At 68.6% G+C, this 18452-nt stretch carries 18 protein-coding genes and 1 other RNA gene; 14 read left to right on the forward strand and 5 right to left on the reverse strand.

Annotation, left to right across the window (positions count from 1 at the left end; translation table 11 throughout):
• Nucleotides 1-7 precede the first annotated feature (7 nt).
• Nucleotides 8-280 carry a PepSY domain-containing protein gene (locus tag EOJ32_RS12965; RefSeq protein WP_127898847.1) on the reverse strand — a complete coding sequence of 91 codons (273 nt, stop codon included), beginning with the start codon at nucleotides 278-280 and terminating at the stop codon, nucleotides 8-10.
• Nucleotides 281-337: 57 nt separating this feature from the next.
• Here EOJ32_RS12965 and ssrA point away from each other — a divergent pair.
• Together ssrA and EOJ32_RS12975 are read left to right on the forward strand one after the other, a co-directional pair.
• Nucleotides 338-694, forward strand: a transfer-messenger RNA (tmRNA) gene (ssrA, locus tag EOJ32_RS12970).
• 108 nt (nucleotides 695-802) lie between these two features.
• Nucleotides 803-2269, forward strand: a complete 1467-nt coding sequence (locus EOJ32_RS12975; protein WP_240542433.1) for a methyl-accepting chemotaxis protein — start codon at nucleotides 803-805, stop codon at nucleotides 2267-2269.
• Nucleotides 2270-2302: 33 nt separating this feature from the next.
• Here the strand turns inward: EOJ32_RS12975 and EOJ32_RS12980 are convergent, their stop codons facing one another.
• From EOJ32_RS12980 to EOJ32_RS12995, 4 genes are all read right to left on the reverse strand, one after another.
• Nucleotides 2303-2983: a spermidine synthase gene (locus tag EOJ32_RS12980; RefSeq protein WP_127898849.1), complete on the reverse strand. Its 681-nt coding sequence runs from the start codon at nucleotides 2981-2983 to the stop codon at nucleotides 2303-2305.
• Between the two features lie 138 nt (nucleotides 2984-3121).
• A complete protein-coding gene (locus EOJ32_RS20440) occupies nucleotides 3122-5320 on the reverse strand; it encodes a methyl-accepting chemotaxis protein (RefSeq protein WP_240542434.1) in 2199 nt (732 codons plus the stop codon).
• Between the two features lie 90 nt (nucleotides 5321-5410).
• Nucleotides 5411-5932: a chemotaxis protein CheD gene (locus EOJ32_RS12990; RefSeq protein ID WP_127898850.1), complete on the reverse strand. Its 522-nt coding sequence runs from the start codon at nucleotides 5930-5932 to the stop codon at nucleotides 5411-5413.
• Nucleotides 5929-6900, reverse strand: a complete 972-nt coding sequence (locus tag EOJ32_RS12995) for a CheB methylesterase domain-containing protein (RefSeq protein ID WP_127898851.1) — start codon at nucleotides 6898-6900, stop codon at nucleotides 5929-5931. The genes EOJ32_RS12990 and EOJ32_RS12995 overlap by 4 nt, the downstream gene beginning before the upstream one ends.
• 162 nt (nucleotides 6901-7062) lie before the next feature.
• Here EOJ32_RS12995 and EOJ32_RS13000 point away from each other — a divergent pair, with 162 nt between their 5' ends.
• From EOJ32_RS13000 to EOJ32_RS13050, 12 genes are all read left to right on the forward strand, one after another.
• Complete coding sequence (locus EOJ32_RS13000; RefSeq protein WP_042250649.1) at nucleotides 7063-7338, forward strand: STAS domain-containing protein; 276 nt, start codon at nucleotides 7063-7065, stop codon at nucleotides 7336-7338.
• Entirely contained in the window at nucleotides 7335-7703 is a 369-nt protein-coding gene (locus EOJ32_RS13005) for a response regulator (protein WP_127898852.1), read from the forward strand. The genes EOJ32_RS13000 and EOJ32_RS13005 overlap by 4 nt, the downstream gene beginning before the upstream one ends.
• A 2-nt stretch (nucleotides 7704-7705) precedes the next feature.
• Nucleotides 7706-9787 carry a chemotaxis protein CheA gene (locus EOJ32_RS13010; protein WP_127898853.1) on the forward strand — a complete coding sequence of 694 codons (2082 nt, stop codon included), beginning with the start codon at nucleotides 7706-7708 and terminating at the stop codon, nucleotides 9785-9787.
• A 3-nt stretch (nucleotides 9788-9790) separates the two neighbouring features.
• Nucleotides 9791-10261 (forward strand): chemotaxis protein CheW, encoded by a 471-nt coding sequence (locus EOJ32_RS13015; RefSeq protein WP_042250654.1) that lies wholly within the window; start codon nucleotides 9791-9793, stop codon nucleotides 10259-10261.
• The gene (locus EOJ32_RS13020) at nucleotides 10258-11130 is read left to right on the forward strand and encodes a protein-glutamate O-methyltransferase CheR (RefSeq protein WP_240542435.1); all 873 of its coding nucleotides are present in this window, start codon (nucleotides 10258-10260) and stop codon (nucleotides 11128-11130) included. Before EOJ32_RS13015 ends, EOJ32_RS13020 begins: the two co-directional genes overlap by 4 nt.
• Nucleotides 11131-11140: 10 nt before the next feature.
• On the forward strand, nucleotides 11141-11530 hold the full coding sequence (locus EOJ32_RS13025; RefSeq protein WP_045998843.1) for a response regulator: 390 nt from the start codon (nucleotides 11141-11143) through the stop codon (nucleotides 11528-11530).
• Nucleotides 11527-11865 (forward strand): hypothetical protein, encoded by a 339-nt coding sequence (locus EOJ32_RS13030; protein ID WP_127898854.1) that lies wholly within the window; start codon nucleotides 11527-11529, stop codon nucleotides 11863-11865. Before EOJ32_RS13025 ends, EOJ32_RS13030 begins: the two co-directional genes overlap by 4 nt.
• A 128-nt stretch (nucleotides 11866-11993) precedes the next feature.
• A complete protein-coding gene (locus EOJ32_RS13035) occupies nucleotides 11994-12950 on the forward strand; it encodes an IucA/IucC family protein (RefSeq protein WP_127898855.1) in 957 nt (318 codons plus the stop codon).
• Entirely contained in the window at nucleotides 12947-13693 is a 747-nt protein-coding gene (locus EOJ32_RS13040) for an IucA/IucC family C-terminal-domain containing protein (RefSeq protein ID WP_127898856.1), read from the forward strand. Before EOJ32_RS13035 ends, EOJ32_RS13040 begins: the two co-directional genes overlap by 4 nt.
• Nucleotides 13683-16400, forward strand: a complete 2718-nt coding sequence (locus tag EOJ32_RS13045; RefSeq protein ID WP_164871444.1) for an IucA/IucC family protein — start codon at nucleotides 13683-13685, stop codon at nucleotides 16398-16400. Before EOJ32_RS13040 ends, EOJ32_RS13045 begins: the two co-directional genes overlap by 11 nt.
• Nucleotides 16397-17629 carry a DUF6005 family protein gene (locus EOJ32_RS20160; protein WP_164871445.1) on the forward strand — a complete coding sequence of 411 codons (1233 nt, stop codon included), beginning with the start codon at nucleotides 16397-16399 and terminating at the stop codon, nucleotides 17627-17629. Before EOJ32_RS13045 ends, EOJ32_RS20160 begins: the two co-directional genes overlap by 4 nt.
• Nucleotides 17626-18426: a sugar phosphate isomerase/epimerase gene (locus EOJ32_RS13050; RefSeq protein WP_164871446.1), complete on the forward strand. Its 801-nt coding sequence runs from the start codon at nucleotides 17626-17628 to the stop codon at nucleotides 18424-18426. The genes EOJ32_RS20160 and EOJ32_RS13050 overlap by 4 nt, the downstream gene beginning before the upstream one ends.
• The last annotated feature ends 26 nt before the right edge of the window (nucleotides 18427-18452 follow it).

Consider the following 18452-nt stretch of genomic DNA (forward strand, 5'->3'; position numbering starts at 1 on the left):
GGCGCAATCAGCGCGCCATCGCTTCGCCGGTCGTCGGATCGACACGCATCTCGACCTCGCGATTGTCCTGGGTGGGGTATTCGACCTCGTAATAGCCATCGTCGTCCCACTGGATATCCTCGATATAGCCCAGCTCTGCGGACAGGTCGGTCTCCATCTTGGCGACGATCTCGGACAGGGCCATCGCATCGGCCGGCGGGGCACCGCGCATGGCCTCCTGCGCCATCAGCGCGGTGGGCGACAGGATCAGGGCGGCGGCGGTCAGGGTGCGGAAGGTCATCGTTCTCTCCGGTTGTGGGTCTGCGGTCAAACCCGCACCCAAGGCCCGTGGTTCCGACCCCTTGCCGCATCCCTGCCGATGACCTATATCGATGCTGTCGGAAGCAATTCCGACTATGGACATAAACGCGCTCGTAATAAGCGGATCGGACCCGGGGGCGGTACCCGGCGGCTCCACCAAACAACCCTTCATTGGGGGCGAATGGGGCCGAAACAGGATCGACGAACGTCTAAAGGGGTTATGCTTTGTCTCGGTGAGCTACTACCGTTATCGGTGCAAAACGTACAGTTGCCAATGACAACCGTGCTCCGGTCGCGCTGGCTGCGTAAGCAGTCCGCAAGATCGAAACCTAAGCCCTTGCGCCTAGCAGCGTAAGGCGGGGCCCGCAGGAGCCTGGCAACAGAATCCTGCACCTTATCCCCCCTGATATTTTTGAACCGCCCTGTCCGGTATTCAGCGTTCCTTAACGCGCGGGGTCTATTGCTGCGCTTGTCCGCCTTTGCCATGCGAAAGGATCAAGCGGTGACACACCCCGATTCCCACGACACGATCCACCTGCAGGACAGGCTGGACTTTTTGGGCCTGGACGCCCCGGCGCAGGCCCGGCTCAGGGCCCTGGCCCCCCGGATCGCGGCCAGCGTCGGCCCTGCCCTGTCCGAATTCTACACCAAGATCGCGTCGACCCCCGTCCTGCGCCGATATTTCACCGACAATGCCCATACCGAACGCGCCAGAAGCAGCCAGGCCCAGCACTGGGCCCGTATCGCATCCGGAGAGTTCGGCGCCGACTATGCGCTGTCAGTCCGCCGCATCGGCGCGGTGCATGCACGGATCGGGCTGGAGCCGCGCTGGTACATCGGCGGCTATGGCCTTGTGCTGGACTATGTGATCCGCGACATGCTGGGCGAACGCCGCACCTGGACCGCCGCCAGCCGCAAGCGCCTGGCCGATGACATCTCGGTCCTGATGCGGGCGTCCCTGCTGGACATCGACCTGTCGATCTCGACCTATCTGGACCAGATCGACGGTCGCCGCAAAGAGGTCGAGGATGCCCAGCAACGTGCCTTCGAGGCCCTGTCGGGCGCCCTTGGCCGTCTGGCCGAAGGCGATCTGACCACCCGGCTGGACCCGGAACTGTCGGCCCGCACCCGCTTCAACGAAACGGTCGAACAGCTGGCCAACATCATCGGATCGGTGCGCCATTCCGCCGGCCAGATCGGCAACGGCACAGGAGAGATCGCGGCGGCCTCCGACGATCTTGCGCGCCGCACCGAACAGCAGGCGGCCAGCCTGGAGGAAACCGCCGCCGCGCTGAACGAGATGACCGAGGCCGTGCGCGATTCCGCTACGCGCAGCCGCCAAGCGGAGGAGATGGCCGCCCGCGCCCGCCAGGTCGCCGCGCATGGCAGCCAGATCATGGATCAGACACGCACTGCGATGGACGACGTCTCCTCCAGCGCCGGAGAGATGGGCCAGATCATCGGCGTGATCAGCGAGATCGCCTTCCAGACCAACCTGCTGGCCCTGAACGCCGGCGTCGAGGCAGCCCGCGCCGGTGAGGCCGGCCGCGGCTTTGCCGTCGTCGCCGCCGAGGTCCGCGCCCTGGCCCAACGATCGGCCGAGGCGGTGCGCACCATCCAGACACTGATCGACCGCAGCGTCCAGCAGACGACACATGGCGTGTCGCTGGTCGGCGCGACGCACCAAGCGCTGTCCGACATCATCCTTGTCTTCAACGAGATCGAGGGGATCGTGACCGAGATGTCCTCCACCGCCCAACGCCAGTCGCTGAGCATCTCCGAGATCAACAGCGCGGTCCGGTACCTGGACGACGTGACCCAGCAGAACGCCGCGATGGTCGAGGAAGCCAACGCCACCAGCACCCTGCTGAACGCAGAGGTCAAGGACCTGACACGCATCGTCAGCAGCTTCACGATGGCGGCCCCCCGCCCGCAGGTGCATCAGCAGACCTACCGCCAGGCCGTCTAACCTCGCGCCGCGCGCCCCAACAGGGCGCGCGGTTCAGTCATCCCGCCGCACGCCGATCCAGATCACGTGCCGCGATCCGCGCCCTGACCCGCCGGCGCGCACCCCGTGCGTGCTGACGGCAAAGCCGCACCCGGCCAGGCGCCGTTCGAACGCGGCGTCCGGCTCTGCCGACCAGACGGCCAGCACACCGCCGGGCGACAGCGCGCGCCGTGCCGCCTGCAGACCGGCCATCCCGTACAGCGCATCGTTCCCGGTCCGCGTCAGCCCGTCGGGACCGTTGTCGACATCCAGCAGGATCGCGTCGAACGCCGTCGTGGCCTGACGGATCTGCGCGCCGACATCGCCGATCCGCACCTGAACCCGCGGGTCGGACAGGCAGCCTGCAAAGACCGCCGCCATGTGCTGCGTCGCCCATCCGACCAGTTCGGGCACGATCTCGGCCACGATCAGCCGGGCCTGGGGGCTGGCCACGGCCTGGGCCGCGCGCAGGGTGAACCCCATGCCCAGCCCGCCGATCAGCACGCGCGGCGCGGGCCGGTCGGCCAGCCGGTCCAGCGCAAGCGTCGCCAAAGCCTCCTCGGACCCACCAAGACGGCTGTTCATCAGCTCGTTTCCGCCCTGCAGCCTGATCGAGAATTCGTCGCCCCGCCGCATCAGCCGCAGCGTGTCGCCATCCGGCGCGATCGCGCTGGCCAGTTGCACCCAAGGCAGCATGCCGATGTCCCATTCTGCGTAACCCGGTCCTGATCTAGCCGATCGGGGCCGTGCCGGAAAGGCACTTGGGCATGGCCGCATTGCCAAACCCGCGCCGACAGGATCGGCGCGGGTCGGACATGGTGCAGGTCGCTTCGGTCAGAACTCGAACATCTGGCCTTCGCCGCGGCCACCCACGACACGCAGGGGGACCGGTTCGACCACGGGAAGCGGCGCCGATGCACGTGTGCGGACCACCTCGGGCCGGCTGGTGCCGCTGCCGATCCGGAACCCGGCGATCTCGCGGATCAGATCCTCGGACCGCTGCTGCAGCGATGCGGCGGCGGCGTTGGCCTGTTCGGCCACTGCGGCGTTCTGCTGGGTTACCTGATCCAGCTGGTTCACGCCCGTGTTCACCTCGGCCAAGCCGATCGCCTGTTCGTTGGCGGCAAGCGAGATCGCGGTGATCTGTTCCGACACCTCATGCGCCTTGGACAGGATCTGACCAAGGCTGTCGCCCGTCCGCCCCACAAGGGCGGACCCCGCCTTGACCTGCGATGCGGACTGCGAAATCAGCGACTTGATCTCCCGCGCGGAATCCGAGGCGCGCTGTGCAAGGCCCCGCACCTCGGAGGCCACGACCGCAAAGCCGCGGCCGGCCTCTCCGGCACGGGCGGCCTCGACGCCCGCGTTCAGCGCCAACAGGTTGGTCTGGAACGCGATGTCATCGATGACACCGATGATGCGGGTGATCTGGTCGGACGACGCCTCGATTCCGCGCATGGCGGTCACGGCGTCGCGCACGACTTCGGCGCTGGTTTCGGCGATGTCGCGGTTCTGACGGCTGGCCTGCTCGGCATTGCGCGCGCGTTCGGCGGTCGAGGTGACGCTGGCGTTCATCTGGTTCAGGGCCGCAGCGGACTGCTCCAGCGTAGCGGCCTGCGTCTCGGCCCGGGAGGCCAGGTCCTGCGCGGCCGAGGTGATCTCGCTTGCGCCACCCCGGACCTGATCGGCGACGTCGGTGATGCGGTTGATGGTGCCGGTCAGGTTCGACACGACGCTGTTGAACGCCTCTCTCAGCCCGTCATAGCCGGCCGGGAACGGGTCCGACGGCGGGTTCGGGATCTGCTGTGTCAGGTCCCCCTGCGCCAGCCTATTCAGCCCGGCACCGATGTCGCGCACGACCCGGGCCTGCTGGCGGGCCTCGATATCGCGGGCGGCGGCAGCCTCGTTCTCAAGGCGGCGGGCCTCGTCGGCCAAGGTGCGCGCCTCGACCGCGTTCTGGCGAAAGATCGCCAGGGCCTGGGCCAGCTGTGCCAGCTCGTTGCGACCCTCGGTTCCGCGGATCTCGACGTCCAGATCGCCCCGCGCCAACCGGTTGGTCTGGTCGACCGTCACCGCCAGGCGACGCCCCAGATCACGCGAGATCCATGCGGCAATGACTGCGCCGATCACGATCGTGGCCGCGACCCCTGCCAGCAGTGACATCACCGTGGCATCCATCACCGCCGCTGCCTCCTCCTCCAGCCGGGCAAGGCTGGACATGGCGTCGTCGCGGATCCGTTCGACGGCGGCCAAGACCTCGATCTCGGTCAGCGACAGCGTCGCCAGATGGTCGCGCACGACCAGCTCCAGCGTCCGGCTCTGCTGCGCCATCGACCAGTATTCGTCGATACCGGACAGCGTGGTTGCCAGCAGGGTACGCGCGTCATCGCCCATCACGCGGGGCTGCAGATCGGACAAGGCCTGCCGCGACCTTTGGAAGGGCGCGGCCGCGTCGTCGAAATCCTTCACGGCGCTGCCTTCCAGAAAGCGGTCGATGCGCACACGCGCGACCAGGAATTCGTTGGCGGCCTGCAGCGCGGCATAAGCCGCATCGCGATCACCACGCTGCTGGTACAGGGTCTGCAGCTGTTCCATGTTGCGACGGTGGGTGATGCCCAGCTCGCGCATCTGTGCCGTCAGCGCGGACAGCGGCTGGAAGCTGTCGAACAACTGGTCGGCCTCGGTCACATGCCGCTCCTTCAGGGCGACCAAGGCCCCGGCATGCGGGCTCCCCAAGGCCTGCGCCTTTTCCGCCAGCACCATGACCGAGGTCATGCCGTCCTGCACCCGCTGACGATCCGCATCCGAGGCCGAAACCATGAAATCGTCCAGCGCCAGACCGGCCTGGGCCACGCCGAAATTGATGTCCGCCGCCGCCAGCGCAAGCACCTCGGCATCATGGGCCTGGGCGTCGATGGCCTGCAACCGGTCCATCCGGTTCCAGGTAAAGCCGGCAAGCACCGCCAGCATCAGCAGGATCAGGCCAAAGCCTGCCGCGATGCGCGTCGCGATGCGGGTATTCTTCATCATCATGTCTTTCTCCGGAACGGGGATGGCGAAGCGCCACGAGGGCGCATTGCGGGTCGGTGTGTCAGTTGGGCCGCGGCTGTCGGCGTATGTTGGTCAGAAAAGTTCGACGTCTCCGCCACGCTGCGGCATCGGCTGTTCGCGAACGGGTGCGCGGGCCTCGCCCAGCAGGTGCAGCTGCACCCGACCGATGACGGGCCAGAACCGGATGCGCCGCGCCTGCGTGCCGCAGAGGTCGCTGGCGATCAGCGGAATGCCCTCGTCCTGCAGGAAGCGGCGGGCGGCATCGGCATTGCGCTGGCCGATGTCGGGCAGGCCGGCCATCATCCGTGCGCCGCCGAACAGCTTGGCGCGCAGGCGGCTGCGCACGGCGCCGCGGCGCATCAGCCCGTTCACCAGAACTTCCATTGCGGCGGCGGCATAGCGGATGTCGGGGCCGCCCGGGCCCGCATCGGGCAGCAGAAAATGGTTCAGCCCGCCGATGCCCCGGTCCGCATCCATGATGCAGGCCGACACGCAGGACCCCAGGACGGTGGTCAGGATCGCGTCAGGATCGTCGCTGATGGCATGTTCGCCCTGAACGACATGGATGACGCGCGTCGCGGCATCGCGGATCATGACAGCCTCCGCAGGCGGGCGGGTTCCCGCGTCAGAAGCGTCTGGCCGATACGCGTGAGGGGCAGCACGTCAACCGCACCGCCCAGCTCCACCGCGACGCGCGGCATGCCCCAGACGACGGATGTGGCACGGTCCTGGGCGATCGTGTGCGCCCCGGCCCGACGCAGCGCGCACAGCCCCTGCGCGCCGTCGGCCCCCATCCCCGTCAGCAGCGCGGCACGGATGTCCAGACGATCGGCAATCGCGGCACCGTCGGAGAACAGCACGTCCACGGACGGACGGTGCCCGGATACGGGTGGGGTCGCGGACAGACGCGCGCGGGGTCCGCCCCGCAGGGTCACGCCCAGATGCCTGTCAGGCGCGGCGGCCAGATAGACGACGCCCCGCCGCAGGGGCATGTTGTCCTGCGCCGCGACGACCTGCGGCGCCAGCAGTTGATCCAGCCGGCGGATCAGCCCTTCGGCAAAGCCTGGGCGAATATGCTGCACGATCATCGTCGGTGGACAGTCGGCGCGAAATCCGGCCAGAACGGCCTCCAACGCGGTGATTCCGCCGGTCGAGGCGCCCAGCAGGATCAGCCCGGCCGCCGCGTCCGTGGGTGGTACGGGGTCTGCGGCACGGATCGGTGCGGCGCGGGCGGGCTCAAGCCCACCGAACAGGCGCGACAGCATCTGTTCCGGGCTGGACATCACCGGATATCCGCCCGCCGGCACACGCATCTGACCATAGATGACCACGCCCGCGTCGATCATTGTCAGGATGTCCGCCAATGCGTCGAATTCGATCGATTCGGCGAATTCGGCGGCCACGGCCACGCGGCGCGGGAGGTGCAGTTCGATCAGCACATAGGCCTCGCCGGGCGTGGTGGCGCCCAGCACGGTCACACCGCCCTGTTCCTCGCATCGGCGCAGCAGGGCGGTCAGGCGGGCGGGGTTCGGGTCAACGATCAGCAGGACCGGATTCGACACAGGGACACTCCTGGATGGGTCAGGGGACCATCGCCGGGAAAGATTAAAATATCGTTTCCCGTGAGAGACTTGCCGGACGCGAAATTAATCCATGGCAGCAATGGTTCCTTAACTCATGGCTGTTAGCGATGGGGACGCCGACGACAATACGAGGTAGTTGAGATGCATGCCCTGCCCCTGCCCGAGACGTTCGACCGCAAGGCCGTCTCTGCCTTTGCCCGCACCCTGCTGGACCATCGGGGCGCGGATGCGGTCCTGGATGCGTCCGGGGTCGCGCGCATGGGCACCCTTGCGGTCGAGCTGCTGATCGCAGCGCGCAAGCAGTGGCAGGCCGACGGCAAGACGCTGTCGATCCGTGACGCCTCGGACCCGTTTCTGACCACGATCCAGGCTGTCGGCGCCTCGGTCCAGCTTCTTCAAACCGGGGGACCCGCATGACGACCCGTATCCTGGCAGTCGACGATTCGCCGACAATCCGCGCGCTTGTGTCCAAGGCCCTGCGCAATGCGGGCTTTGACGTGTTCCTGGCCGTGGACGGCGTGGACGGCGTCGGCGCGCTGAGCGAGGCCGATCCGCATCTGATCATCACCGACATCAACATGCCGCGCATGGACGGCTTCGGCCTGATCGAGAACGTCCGCGCGACCGGCGCCTATGCCGACGTGCCCATCCTGGTCTTGACCACCGAAAGCGGCGCTGACCTGAAGGCGCGCGCCCGCAGCGCGGGGGCCACCGGCTGGATCGTAAAACCCTTCGAGGATGAGCGTCTGATCGCCGTCATCGACAAGGTCCTGGGGCGCTGACGATGGCTGACATGGACGAATTCCGCGACATGTTCTTCGTCGAATGCGACGAGCTGCTCGAGGTGCTGGCCACCGGCCTGCGCCAGATCGAGCAGCTCGGCTTCGACGTGGAAACGGTGCATGCCGTGTTCCGCGCCGTGCATTCGGTCAAGGGGGGCGCTGCCGCCTTCGGCCTGACCACGCTGGTCACCTTTGCGCACCGCTTCGAGACTGTCCTGGACCTGGTCCGGTCGGACCGGCTGGACGTGACGCCCCAGATCATGGCGCTGCTGCACCGCTGTTCGGACTGCCTGACGGATCTGGTCGCCAGCGCCCGGTCGGGCCGCGATACCGATCAGGCCCAGGTCGACGGGCTGATGACCGAATTGGCGGCCCTGATCGACACGGAAACCCCCGAGGAGACCGCGTTCGAGTTCACGCCGATCTCGCTGGACTTCGATGTGCCCCTGTCCTTCGATCCGATCCCGCCACCGGCGTCGGGCCTGCTGGTCCAGATGACGCCCACCTTTCAGCTGTACCGTTCGGGCAACGATCCGATGGCCCTGCTGAACGCCCTGCGCAAGCTGGGCGATGCGGACGTCGACGTGGACTGCGGCGCGGTCGCTCTGCTGGAGGACTGGTCGCCCGAACAGCCCGCGCTGTCGTGGCGGGTCCGACTGAGCGGCGCGGCAAGCCAGCCCGATGTCATGTCCGTGTTCGAGTTCGTCGAGGATTGCTGCGCGCTGACGGTCCGCCCGCTGACCGAGGACGACCTGCCCGCGCCCACCCCCGAACCCTCAGCCGCGCCTGCAGACACCGCCCCCGTCGCCCAGATCGTCCGCGATGCCCCCACCACCGCCGCGCCGCGCGCGGTCCAGCAACAGGACAGCGCCCAGGCCGCACCGACCATCCGCGTGGCGCTGGACCGTGTCGATCGTCTGATGAACATGATCGGCGAACTGGTCATCAAGGAGGCGATGCTTTCCCAGGTGATCCAGACGGCGGGCCTGCACGAACAGCCCGACGTCGTCGCCGGTCTGGATGCGATCCGGCAATTGGCAAGCGACATCCAGGAAAGCGTGATGGCGATCCGGGCGCAACCGCTGAAGCTGGTGTTCCAGCGCATGCACCGCATCCTGCGCGAGGCGGCTGACGCCACCGGCAAGCCCGTCCGCATGATCACCATCGGCGAGCAGACCGAGGTCGACAAGACCATGATCGAACGCCTGGTCGAACCGCTGACGCACATGATCCGCAACTCGGTCGATCATGGGCTGGAGGACAGCGTGACGCGCCAGCGTCGCGGCAAGCCGCAGGAAGGCACGATCACCCTGTCGGCCGCCCATCGGTCCGGTCGCGTCCAGATCGAGGTGTCGGACGATGGCGGCGGCATCAACCGTGCCAAGGTCCGCCAGATCGCCGAGGATCGCGGCCTGATCGCGCCCGGCGCAAACCTGTCGCCCGCCGAGATCGATCAGCTGCTGTTCCTGCCAGGCTTCTCCTCCAAGGACGAGGTGTCGGCCCTGTCCGGTCGCGGCGTCGGCCTGGACGTGGTGCGCCGCGAGATCATGAACCTGGGCGGCCGCGTGATGATCCAGTCGACCGAGGGTCAGGGCACGACCTTCTCGATCGCGCTGCCGCTGACGCTGGCGGTCGTCGAGGGGATGCTGATCCAGCTGGGCGACCAGACGATGGTCCTGCCGATCACCGCGGTCCAGGAAACGCTGCGCCCCGAGAACACGATGCTGCACGGCGTGGGCCACGGATCGCAGCTGCTGTCCAATCGCGGAGAGCTGATCCCGATCATCGACCTGTGCACCAGCTTCGGCGTCACCCGGCCCGCGGAGGGTCCCGACACCGGCGTGCTGATCGTGGTCGAGACCGACAGCCGCAGGCGCGCAGCCTTCCGGGTCGACGCGATCTTCGATCAGCGGCAGGTGGTGATCAAAAGCCTGGAGCAGAACTATGGCCGCGTGCCGGGCGTGTCGGCCGCCACGATCCTGGGCGACGGAAAGATCGCCCTGATCATCGATCCCGAAGAAATCCTTCTTTCCATGTCCAACGACCAGGGCCGCCGCATGGCCGCCATGGCATCGAACGGGTGACGCATGCTGCAATCCATCTCGCATAATTCCGTCGGCAAAAGCGACGTCGTGGCCTTCAAGCTGGCCGACCAGGACTTCTGCATCGACATCGGGCTGGTCCGCGAAATTCGTGGCTGGACCCCAACGACCATGCTGCCCCACGCGCCTGACTACGTCAAAGGCGTGATCAACCTGCGCGGATCGGTCGTGACGGTCGTCGACCTGTCGGCGCGGCTCGGCTTCGGCGCCGCGACGCCGTCCCACCGCCATGTCGTCATCATCGCGATGCATGCCGGGCGGATCGTGGGGCTGCTGGCGGACCTGGTGTCCGACATCCTGCCCATCAACGACGATCACATCCAGGCGGTGCCCGACATTGCGTCGAACCCCGCGCGCGAGTTCATCGTCGGCATGATCACGTTGGAAGACGGACGCATCCTGCGCAAGATCGACCTGGCGCAGCTGCTGCCCGCGGCCCACGGGGTCGACGCGTGAGAACGGCACCCCTTTCGGCCCCCACACCAGCGGGGCCGGTCCTGACCGATGGACAATTCCGCAAGATTGCCGCGATCGTGCATCAGGACAGCGGCATCATCCTGTCGGAGTCCAAACGCAGCCTGCTGATGGCGCGCTTGAACCGCCGCCTGCGGGTCCTGACGCTGCCCGATTACGGTGCTTATTGCGACCGTCTGGAAGGGCCTGAAGGTCCACAGGAACGCCGCCACCTGCTGTCGGCCATCACGACGAACGTCACGGCCTTCTTCCGCGAGGGTCACCATTTCCAGGCCTTGGCGCATGAGGTCCTGCCCCCGCTGATCGCCCAGGCCCGCGCCGGACGGCGGCTGCGGCTGTGGTCCGCGGCCTCCTCCTCGGGCGAGGAACCCTATTCGATGGCCGTGACGCTGCTGGACGCGTTTCCCGATGCGGCGCAGCATGACGTTCTGATCCTGGCCACCGACATCGACCCCGAGATGGTGGACCGCGCCCAGCAGGGCCGCTTTGCAGCCGATGCGCTGGCCCCGGTCCCGCCTGCGCAGGTCAAGCGGTACTTCCAGCCCCATGCCGCGGGCTTCGAGGCCAAACCTGAAGTCCGGCGCATCATGCGGTTCGGCGAACTGAACCTGCATGACGACTGGCCATTTTCCGGCAAGTTCGACGTGATCTTCTGCCGCAACACCGCGATCTATTTCGACAGTGCCGCGCGCCAGCGCCTGTGGCTGCGCTTCGGTGGCGCCCTGAACGAGGGCGGCGCGCTGTTCATCGGTCATTCGGAACGGCTGGACGGCCCGGCCGCGGGCCTGTTCGCCGCAACAGGCACAACCCAATACCGGCGCAATGCGACGCCGGCCTCTGCCAAGACGTGAAAGGGACAACATGGCACTGAAATCGAACCTTCATGTGATGGTGGTGGACGACATGACCATCAGCCGATCGCTGATCGAACAGGCGCTGGACTGGGCCGGCCTGGTCAACGTCCAGTACGAGGCGAACGGAGAGACGGCGTTCCGCAGGCTGGCCGCGGCTCCGGTTCATCTGGTCATTTCGGATTACAACATGCCCGGAATGGACGGCCTTGGCCTGCTGGAGGCGCTGCGTCAGAATCCCAGCACCCAGCGCATCGGTTTCATCCTGATCACCGGCACCGCCACGCGCGAGATGATCGAGCGGGGCCAGCGCGCCGGCATGAACAACTTCATCGCCAAGCCCTTCACCAAGGAGGCGTTGCTGCGCTGCATCGAATCGGTGACGGGCAAGCTGCAATGACGGCGACGCCCGATCCTTGCCTGAACGCGACCCTGCATCGCGCCGCCGCCGAGGCGCATCGCATCGCCCAAGGCCTGGGGCGGATCGATGCCGCCTTGGGCGCGATGCTGCAGGTGACCGATGCGGCGGCCCAGTCGCTGCAGGCCGCCGACCTGCTGCGTCAGGAGGTCGAGGGGCTGTCGCGGTTTCTGGGCGTGCTGGCGCAGCAGACCCCGCCGGGGCAGCCCTGCAACCCAGGCCAAGCCGCGGCTGGCCTGGATCTGCGGGCGCAGGCCGTTCGCCTTGGCGGGATGGCGCCGGCGGCCGACAGTACCCCGACAGTCGACCTGTGGTAGCGGATGCGGCGGTACCTACACGTTCATGGGATATACTTGACATAAATAATAAACAATAATAACCCACGCCTTGCCAGCATCTGCCAGCCTCGTGATCCCACGGCCCATGGCCGCACTCCGAGGCGCAGATGACCTTTTCCGACCCTTGCCTGTTGGCTGTCCGTCAACCTGAACAAGCGGGTCCGGGGGCCGGCACCCCGCACGATCCTTGCCCTACGTCCGACGCGCAGGGCATCGCCGATCTGGCCAGCCTGCGCGCCCTTCTGATCTGCGACAGGCGCGAGGTGGGCGGCGGGTGCGATCTGGTCCCGGTCGCCGGCGGCTGGCTAGAGGTCTTGACCGATGCGCCGATGGCATCGGGCCTGCCGCGCATCCGCGGGCTGATCCGGCACGGGCCGGACGGATCGCGCCCCATCGACCCGACCCTGGCGCTGTCGTTGATCCTGGACCGACTGACAGGCGATCACGGACCTGCAGGCGCCGCCTTGGCCCGTCGCGTGCAGGCCAGCCGTCATCGGATCGCCACGATCTGCGGACAGCGCCTGGCGCGGCCGCACCCCGCACCCGACTGGTTGACCGCCGAACAGGCGGTGATCTTTGGCCACTGGATGCATCCCTGCCCCAAGGCGTTGTCCGGCATGTCCCTGCCCGAGGAACGCGCGATGACCCCGGACTGGTGCGGCGCGTTGCACCTTGTCGGCCTGTCGGTCCGCAAAGACCTGATCGCAGGCACCGACCCTGACCGTGTGCGCGATCTGCCGGGCATGGATCTGGACCCCGGTCCCGGACGCATCCTGCTGCCCGCGCATCCGCTGACCTGGGACCGCGCCCGCCGCGATCCGGCCGTTGCCGCGCTGCTGTCGCAGGGTGCCATCCGCGAGCTGGGACCGGTGGGACCGGCATGGTGGGCGACATCCTCGGTGCGGACGTTGTGGCGCGGCGACAGCCCGTGGCAGGTCAAGGTGTCGCTGCCGGTCACCATCACCAACTCGCAGCGCGTGAACAAGCGTCACGAACTGCTGGCGGGCGCGGCGATGTCGGCCCGCATCGGCGCGCTGCAGGGGCGGTTCGGGCGGAGCGGTTGATCGATGACCCGCATTGGCTGACCCTGGCCCTGCCCGGTCGCGCCGAATCCGGGCTGGAGGTGATCCTGCGCCGCAACCCTTGGCGCGGGGGACGCGGGGGGCAGGTGATGCAGGTCGCGGGCCTGGTCGCCGAACCCCTGCCGGGACGGCCGTCGATGCTGACGCAGGTCATGGCGGGACACGACCCGGCGGCATGGTTCGACGCCTATCTGGACTGCACCGTCGCCCCCCTGCTACGCCTGTATGACGCCACCGGCATCGCGGTCGAGGCACATCAGCAGAACGCCCTGCTGGACCTGTCCCAAGGTCTGCCGCGCCGCTGCGACATCCGCGACAACCAGGGCTTCTATGTGGCCGACGACATGGCCTGCGCCGCGTTGCGCGCCATTCCCAACCTGGTCTATCCGCGCGCCGAGGCAGAGGACGCCCTGACCTATTCGCTGATCGTGAACCAGGTGTTTGGCGTGGTCCACCGCATGGCGCTGGACGGAATCTGGCCAGAGCGGCGGGCGCTATCCGCGCTGGCAGCCCATCTTGGCGGTCTGACCCGCCTGCCGGGTCATGGCGGTGCCTTGGCCCGCCGCTGGCTGACGCAGCCGCATCTGCCCGCCAAGGGCAATCTGCTGACCCAGCTGGGCGGTGTGGACGAACTGCTGATCCCCGGGGAACGCGCACCGATGATCCGCGTGCCGAACCCCCTGCCCGCGCTGGCCCATGCCGGGATGCTGTCCGATGTCGCCTGAGACCCGCGCCCTGCGCCAGACGATAGAGGCTCTGGCGTTCGAACGCATCCTGCGCCCGGCGCAGGGCGGCTGGACGGTGGACGGCCTGGCCATCCAGGCGCCATATCGCCTGCAGGCCAGCGGCCGTGTCAGGCTGTTGGACGACCCGCGCGATGCCACCGGCGGATTGCTGAAACCGGACGACCTGGAACGCGCGCTGGCCAGGGCCGGCCACGATCCCGCGGCGCTGATGACCGCCATGCGGCGCAGCGCGCATTTCCTGCGCGCGGCGGGGCCGGTTCGCGACAACCGCCTGTCGCTGACCGGCCCGGCGCTGGAGGCGAGCCTGATCGAGGGGCATCCGTATCATCCCGGCTTCAAGTCCCGCGCCGGGTTTTCGGACACTGACAATGCCGCCTTCGGCCCCGAAGGCGGCAGGACCATCGTGCCGGTCTGGCTGTCGGTCGACCCCGCAATCGTGACGCGTGCAGGAACGGACCCCGCGCAGGGCTGGGCGCCGCCGGGGGCCATCCCGGTCCACCCGTGGCAGTGGCGGCGCCTGCAACGTGACCCGGCGGTGCAGGCGCTGATGGCGCGCGGGGCCTTGAAGGTGCTGCCGGCGGAGGGGCCGCGGATGCAGGCCACGGCGTCGCTGCGGACATTGGCCGCCTGCGACGGGGGCGATCACCTGAAGCTGTCGCTTGGCGTGGGGGTGACCTCCTCGGTCCGCGACCTGATGCCGTGGTCGGTGGCGGTGGCGCCGGCCATATCGGACTGGCTGGAACGCGTGGTGGCGTCCGATCGGCACCTGGCCGGGCTGACGATCCTCCCGGAACATGGCGCGGCCATCGTCGCACGCAAGCTGCTGGGCGGCAGGCTGGCTGCGATCCGGCGCAGCCCCCCGCCCCCAGGTGCCATGCCCCTGTCGGCCCTGTCGCTGACCCAGCCGGACGGGCGCGCACTGATCGCGCCCTGGCTGGCCGCGCATGGCACCCAGGCGTGGACCGCGCGGCTGCTGACGATCCTGCAGCCCGTCTGGCGCCTGATGACCCATCACGGGATCGCGCTGGAGGCGCATGGCCAGAACCTGCTGATGACCCATGACGGCGGCTGGCCGACCGGGCTGGTGGCCCGCGATTTCAGCGAAAGCCTGGAGTACCTGCCGGACCGGCTGAGCCTGCCCGCCCCGGACCTTGCGGCCATCGAACCGGCGATGGCGGGGGCACCGGACGGCACCTATCACCGCATGGGCCGGGCCACCGACCTGCGCGATCTGGTGGCCGACTGTCTGGTTACCCACGTGCTGTCGGATCTGGCGGATCTGCTGCACCGCACCGGCCATCTGTCCGAAGCGATCTTCTGGCGGCTGGCCCGCGCCGCCCTGCCCCATGCTCCCAGCCTGTGCACCGACGCCGCGACGGTTCCGGCGGAGAGCCTGGCCGCGGGGCTGCTGGGCCGCACCGAAACCCACCCTGCGCCGAACCCGCTGAAGGAGCCCGCCATGACCCGCCTGTTCCACCTGAACGACACGCTGTTCGATCCGTTCGGCCCGGACGCCCCCGACCTGCTGGCCGGCCGCGACCCCGACCGCACGCGCATCGCACTGTTGATGACTGACCGCGCGGCCTGCCTGACACAGATCCTGCGCCTGCGGGATGCGGGCGCGTCCTGTCATCCGATCCACCCGGAAACGCCCCCCGATCAGGCGCGCGATCTGGCAAGGCGGGCGGGCTGCGACCTGATGATGACCGATACGGGTCTGCAGGGGTTGGGACAGGACGCGCCGCATGCGCCGGGTGGGGTGCTGATCCAGACCAGTTCGGGCACCACCGGCGCACCCAAGATCATCGCCCGCAGCTGGGCCGCCATCCAGACCGAGATCGACGCCTATCTGCAGGCCTTTCCGCAGGCGGCCGGGATGACGCCGGTGATCGCGGCCCCGATCACCCATTCCTATGGACTGATCGCCGGGGTGCTGGTCGGACAGGCACGGGGACATGCTCCGGTGGTGCTGGACCACGCCAACCCGCGCGCCATCCTGCGCCAGCTGGCCCAGTTCCGCGATCCGCTGATCTATGCCGCACCGCCGCTGCTGCATGTGCTGGCGCGGTTGGCCGGGGCGCAGGGGCTGCACGCGGTGATGTCGTCGGGGACGGTGCTGCCGCAGCCGTGGTTTGACGCGATCCGCTGCGCGGCGCGCCACTTGTTCCAGCAGTACGGCTGTTCCGAGGCGGGATGCCTGGCCATCGCCCAGAACCCCGACCGGCCCGAGGATATGGGCCTGCCCCTGCCGCATGTCCGCCTGCAGGCCGGACGGGACGCACCCGGCCCCGTCTCCGTCCATGCCGCAGGCGCGACGGTGCAGACCGGCGATCTGGGCGTGATCGACGCCCGCGGCCACCTGATCTTTGCCGGGCGCCAGGCCGAGGTGATCGATGTCGCGGGCCTGAACGTCTATCCCGCCCATATCGAGGCCGCGGCCCTGAGCCTGCCGGGCATCACCGACGCGGTGGCATTCGCCGTCCCGGACCCCGTCGCGCATCAGCGCCCGGCACTTGCCTATTCCGGCGACATCGCCGAGGCGCGGCTGGATGCCCATCTGGCGGCCCTGCTGTCGCCGCGCCAGCGGCCGGTGCGTCTGGTCCGCCTGCCCGCCCTGCCGCGTGGCGCGAACGGCAAGATCGCCCGCCGCGCCCTGGCCGAAACCCTGTCGGAGGCCCCCGCATGACCGACCCCCGCCCCATCCCCGCCCCACAGGACATGCAGGACCGCATCCGCGCGATCCTGGCCGGTCCTATGGCTTGCCCGCGCATGGCGGCCTTTGGTCCCGACGCGCGGGTTGGCCATGACCTGGGCCTGGATTCGGTCGCCCTGATGACGCTGATGCTGCACCTGGACGAGGCGGGCATCACCATGGCCGAGGATACGTTCGACCGCGCCCCCGGAATGACCGTGCAGGCGCTTTCGATGGCGCTGGCGGGCGTGACCCCCGCGCCCGATGAACCTGTCGACATCAAGGTCCATTGCGTCGTCAGCTGCCTGTGCCAGGCGCTGAAGGACCGCGGCGGGATCGACCACCGCCCGCTGTATCTGGGCCTGTGGGACGGGCAGGTGATCGTCGACGACAGGATGCGCCTGTCCTATCACGCGCCGGGGATCGATCACGGCTTCTATCTGCATTGGGCTGGTCGCCTGTTCGGCCTGCAGGTGACGCGTTGGCATGAGGATGCCGCGCCGGGCGCGCGGAACCTGGACCACCTGCACGCGCTGCTGGCCGATTGGCGGCCCGGCCGCTACGTCATGCCGATGGTCGACATGGCGCTGCTGCCGCAGCGCGACAACAAGTTCGCCCAGGCCAGCTTTCCCCACTATGCTCTGCTGGAGCCCACGGCGGACCCCGACACCTGGCTGATGCGCGACCCGGATTTCCGGTGGGAGGGGCCGCTGCCCGCCCGCGACCTGCGGGCGGCATTCCTGGCGCCGACCGTGGCCGGTGGCTTTGCCTTCGACAATGCGGACGCGCATCCCGCGGACGACGCCACCATCGCCGCGATGCACCACGCGACCTTCGACGCGCAGGCCGTGCCGCTGATCGACGCGATCCGCCGCATCGTGCAGGCCCATGTCGCCGACCTGCCGCGCGCCGATCTGGAACCCGCGCTGCGCGAACTGCCAGTCATTGCAATCCGCAAATACGCCTATGAGCACGCGCTGGCGATCTTCGGCGACATCGAGGGCGCCGATCACGACGCGTTCGAGGAATGCTGCAACCGGATCGCGGCGCTGCATGGCGGGCTGAACGCGGCCCATCTGCGCGCGGTGGCCTTTGCCCGCGGCGGCGACGGCGACGATCTGCTGCAGGTGCTGGCCGATCTGGACCGGCTGACCATGCTGGAACGGGGCATCAAGGCCACCGTGGGCCAGTGGTTCGACCGCTGGCAGGGGGCGCGCGCATGAGGATCAATGCCTGTTCCGTGGCCTTCCGCCACTTGGACGTGACCGCCCGCGACTTGGCCCGCTATGTCGGCCGCGAGGGGTTCGACGGGCTGGAGATCTGGGCCCCGCATGCCCGCACGTTGGCCGTCGAATGGCGTGACCTGCCGCAGCGTCCCCCGGTGCCGATGCTGGCGGGCTATCTGCCCCTGGGCACTGCCTGTTTCAGCCGCGCCGACGCGGCCGACCTGCTGGACCTGACCCGGACCTGGGGCGCGCCACGGCTGCGGCTGTTCGCGGGAGGCGTGGGGCGCGATCAAGCGGGGGCGGACCAGCGCCGCGCGATCCTGCGCGACCTGGGCACGACGGCCGACATGGCCCATGACCGCGGCCTGCGCATCGCGGTCGAGACGCATCCGCAGACCCTGGCCGACAGCCTGCCCGCGACCTTGGACCTGCTGGATACGCTGGACCATCCCGCGGTCGGCGTGAACTTCGACGTGCTGCATGTGTGGGAGTCGGGGGTCGACCCCGTGCCTGCATTCACGGCGCTGCGCGAACATGTCGATCACCTGCACCTGAAATCCGTGACCGCGCGCGACCGCCTGTCGGTCTTTCACCCGGACAACGTCCACGATCCGCGCGGCAGCCGGGACGGCATGTGCCCGCTGCTGACGGGTGCCGTCGATTATGCGGCGTTCCTGCGCGTGGTGCCGACGGGGATGGGTGCGTCGCTGGAATGGTTCGGCCCAAAGCCCGCGGCGACCATGGCGGCCGATCTGCGCGCGTTGCGGCGCGACCTGCTGGACCGCGCGGCGTGAGGGGACGCGGAATCCACCTCCGCCCC

Source organism: Paracoccus sp. Arc7-R13, from assembly GCF_004010775.1.
GTDB classification, from domain to species: domain Bacteria; phylum Pseudomonadota; class Alphaproteobacteria; order Rhodobacterales; family Rhodobacteraceae; genus Paracoccus; species Paracoccus marcusii.